The sequence below is a fragment of the Microcystis sp. M049S2 genome (assembly GCF_020245625.1).
Taxonomy (GTDB): domain Bacteria; phylum Cyanobacteriota; class Cyanobacteriia; order Cyanobacteriales; family Microcystaceae; genus Microcystis; species Microcystis ichthyoblabe_A.
The window spans coordinates 1-3,521 of the sequence record NZ_JADBUN010000244.1 but is presented as its reverse complement, the minus strand read 5'-3'; the positions used below and the strand labels follow the sequence as shown (position 1 = coordinate 3,521).

3 protein-coding genes are annotated in these 3,521 nt (G+C 47.1%); all 3 read right to left on the bottom strand.

All coding sequences use genetic code 11. The features are described 5' to 3' along the window. Positions 1 to 169 precede the first annotated feature (169 nt). Positions 170 to 1,195, bottom strand: a complete 1,026-nt coding sequence (gene purM / locus IM496_RS19325; RefSeq protein ID WP_287662958.1) for a phosphoribosylformylglycinamidine cyclo-ligase — start codon at positions 1,193 to 1,195, stop codon at positions 170 to 172. Positions 1,196 to 1,299: 104 nt separating this feature from the next. Continuing rightward, positions 1,300 to 2,031: a RadC family protein gene (gene radC, locus IM496_RS19320; RefSeq protein WP_002732646.1), complete on the bottom strand. Its 732-nt coding sequence runs from the start codon at positions 2,029 to 2,031 to the stop codon at positions 1,300 to 1,302. Positions 2,032 to 2,128: 97 nt separating this feature from the next. Continuing rightward, positions 2,129 to 3,316 carry an aspartate aminotransferase gene (locus IM496_RS19315; RefSeq protein WP_287662957.1) on the bottom strand — a complete coding sequence of 396 codons (1,188 nt, stop codon included), beginning with the start codon at positions 3,314 to 3,316 and terminating at the stop codon, positions 2,129 to 2,131. Between the last annotated feature and the right edge of the window lie 205 nt (positions 3,317 to 3,521).

Genomic DNA, 3,521 nt, shown 5'->3' with positions numbered 1-3,521 from the left:
CTGCATTATTCATGAAGACTTTGGAAAATCCTCGAAAGCCTTGGCAAGAAGTTCATCTAGCGATCTGGCTGAAAAACAGTCTGTTTTTTGAGATGTCCTCACAATCAGGTTTTTGCCAGTTGGTGAATAATGCAGGCTAAGTAGGGTTTGCTGAAAGAGTTTTTGTAGCTTAATCAAGCCCAACAATCTCCCCCTTGCCGGCAATCACTTCGCCGATTTGGTAGGCATTAATCCCAGAGGATTGTAGTTGATTAATAGTCGATTGCGCCAGATCCGATGGGACAATAATCACAAAACCGATACCCATATTAAAAGTATTAAACATGGCTTCGGAATTAACCGATCCCATCTGGGCTAACCAGTGAAAAATCGGCAAAATTGGCCAACTTTCGCGGTAAATCTGCACAGAATGCCCTTTACCTAAGCAGCGGGGCAAATTTTCCGGGATGCCACCCCCGGTAATGTGGGCCATGGCGTGAATATCTAACCCAGAGCGCAGCAGTTCCAGCACAGGTTTAACATAAAGTCTAGTGGGAGTTAACAAAACTTCACCTAAGCTAGAGCCGGTCAAAATTTCGGGGCAATCTTGCCAATTTAAGCCCTGGGTGTCGATAATCTTACGAACAAGACTAAAACCGTTACTGTGAACCCCACTACTGGCTAAACCGATAGCCACATCGCCGATTTGCACCTTACTGCCGTCGAGTAATTGACTTTTTTCGACAATACCGACGCAAAAACCCGCTAAATCGTACTCTCCCGCCGAATAAAACCCCGGCATCTCCGCCGTTTCCCCTCCCAAAAGAGTACAACCACTATCACGACAGGCCCTAGCGATTCCCGATACCACCGCCGCTAACTGTGACGCTTCCAGTTTACCAGTGGCGAGATAATCCAAGAAAAATAAAGGTTCAGCCCCAGAGGTTAAGACATCGTTGACGCACATGGCCACGAGGTCAATTCCCACCGTATCATGGCAATTGAGACTATGGGCAATTTTTAGCTTGGTTCCCACACCATCAGTTCCTGATACTAACACCGGTTGCTGATAACCGGAAGGTAACTGAAAATAGCCGCCAAAACCGCCTAAACCGCCGATAACTTCAGGACGGAAGGTACTTTCCACATTTTGGCGAATTTTCTCGACAAAAGCGCGTCCCGCTTCCACATCCACGCCCGCTTCTTTATAATCCATGCCCAATTGACCGATTGTATCTCTCAAATTTTACCCAGATTTCGGTCGCACTCGCTCCCTTTTCCAGCTAAACCTAACAACAATTTGTGATTGTTGCAAGAGGTCTAATCTTCTTGGGGATATTTTTCCCAAAGATCCGTGATTTGGCGAAGACTTTGGAAGTTGCCATTACCGAGGATCAAATGATCTAGGAGAGGAATGGCTAAATAGGTAGCCCCCTGTAATAATTGTTCTGTGAGTAAAATATCGTCTTGACTAGGCACAAGTGACCCGGTGGGGTGATTATGGGCGATAATTAACTTAGTAGCTGATTGTTTAACCACTTCTCGAAAGATTTCTCGCGGATGTACCAGTGTTTCCGTGGCTGTGCCGATAGTAATCACTTTGAGTGCGATTAACTGATTTTTGACATCGAGTAAAATAACAGCGAAACGTTCCTGAGACTGATACATTAGTTCGTGTCCAAGGATAGCGGCAGCGGTATCGGGACTATCGATGACCATTTTTTCCGTCGGTCGTCGTTGAAAAGCTCGTTTTCCCAATTCGATCGCCGCTAGAATAGTAGTAGCCTTAGCCGGTCCAATGCCATGAATAGCGGTTAATTCTTGGGGCTGAATATCCCTCAAAACGTCCAAGGGATCCCGGCGATATTTACTCAATTCGTTGAGAATATGCTGTCCTAAACCCACCGCCGAGAGTTTCCCCTTACCTTGACCTGTAGCCAGTAAAATCGCTAATAATTCGGCATTACTGAGGTTTTTCGCCCCGACACTGATTAAACGTTCCCTTGGTCTTTCACTGACGGGAATATCGGCAATTCTTAAGCTGTAGGTCATGGAAGTGGCAAGCTACCGCGATAAAATTCCATCATAATCGCAATTTTAGTCAGCGCCTAGAGGGATTTGGCCGGTAAATCAAGGGGAAAAACTCTCCTTACTGATAGCGAATTCCCGCATCTTCGAGGCGCTGTAAAGCTTCCCCTAATCGCGGGATATCGGCGATTAAACTGACGCGCACATAACCTTCCCCTCCCTCTCCAAAAGCATTGCCCGGAGTGACAACAACACCAGTTTTTTGCAGGACACTGAGGGCAAAATCCGTGGAAGTCATGCCGACGCTACAGGGAATCCAGAGATACATTGTCGCCTTAGAGGGGGGAATATCCCAACCTAATTGCCCCAAACCTTTGATTAAAAAATCTCGTCGCTGCCGGTATCTTTCCTGTACTTGTTTGACGTATTCATCCGGCAGTTGTAGGGCGGTTTCGGCCGCTTTTTGGATGACGGAAAAGATACCATAATCGAGATTGGTTTTCAGGGTGCGTAACCCTTGAATAATATCGGAATTGCCCACGACAAAACCGACGCGCCACCCAGCCATATTATAGGTTTTTGAGAGGGTATGAAATTCTACACTAATCTCTTTTGCCCCCGGAATTTCTAATAAACTGGTGGGCTGATAACCATCAAAACTCAATTCAGCATAACAGAGATCATGGACGAGCATAATCTCATATTGCCGGGCCCAAGCAACGATTTTTTCAAAAAATTCCCGAGGGGCAACGGCGGCGGTGGGGTTACTGGGATAGTTAAAATAGAGGATTTTCGCCCGTTTAGCCACATCTTCGGGGATAGAATCGATATCTATCAGCCAATCCTGTTCCGCTTTTAAAATGATCGGGTATAGCGTCGCCCCAGCAATCAAGGGACCGCGAAAATGGGCGGGATAGGCGGGACTGGGAACCAAGACCACATCGCCGGGGTTAACATAAGCTAGGGCCAGGTGAGATAGGCCCTCTTTGGAACCTAGCAAGGGTAAAGCTTCGTTATCGGGATTGAGTTGCACACCATAAGAGCGATCATACCATTTAGCGATCGCCTCTCGGAAACTGGCGGTTCCTTCAAAGGGTGGATAACCGTGAAATTGGGGGGTTTCAAAAGCTTGAATGGCCGCTTCGATAACTGGACGCGGGGCAAACCCGTCCGGGTTGCCCATGCCTAAATCGATTAAATCTAGTCCTTCTTTGCGGGCTAAGGCTTTTAATTCATCCAAGCGGGCGAAAACGTAGGGGGGTAAGGCACTTAATCGCTTGGCGCGGCTATTCGTCCAATTTACACTCATTACTTCTTGGCTTACTGATCGAGGTAATCTACCATTATGGCACGAGTGTATGGCTAATTTAACAGTTAGGGACTTGCGCTTTGATAATGTACCTTTTGGGCGAACGCAGTTCGCCCCTACATTGTGGACAAAATCCGTTACTGTAGGGGCGCAAAGCTTGCGCCCTCCGATCGATTGGGATATTATTCCCACGCAAGTCCCTTAG

Bases quoted from the DNA above. Each gene is read 5' to 3' on its own strand.
- IM496_RS19315 (WP_287662957.1), bottom strand. From the start codon at position 3,316: ATGAGTGTAAATTGGACGAATAGCCGCGCCAAGCGATTAAGTGCCTTA.
- purM (WP_287662958.1), bottom strand. From the start codon at position 1,195: ATGGATTATAAAGAAGCGGGCGTGGATGTGGAAGCGGGACGCGCTTTT.
- radC (WP_002732646.1), bottom strand. From the start codon at position 2,031: ATGACCTACAGCTTAAGAATTGCCGATATTCCCGTCAGTGAAAGACCA.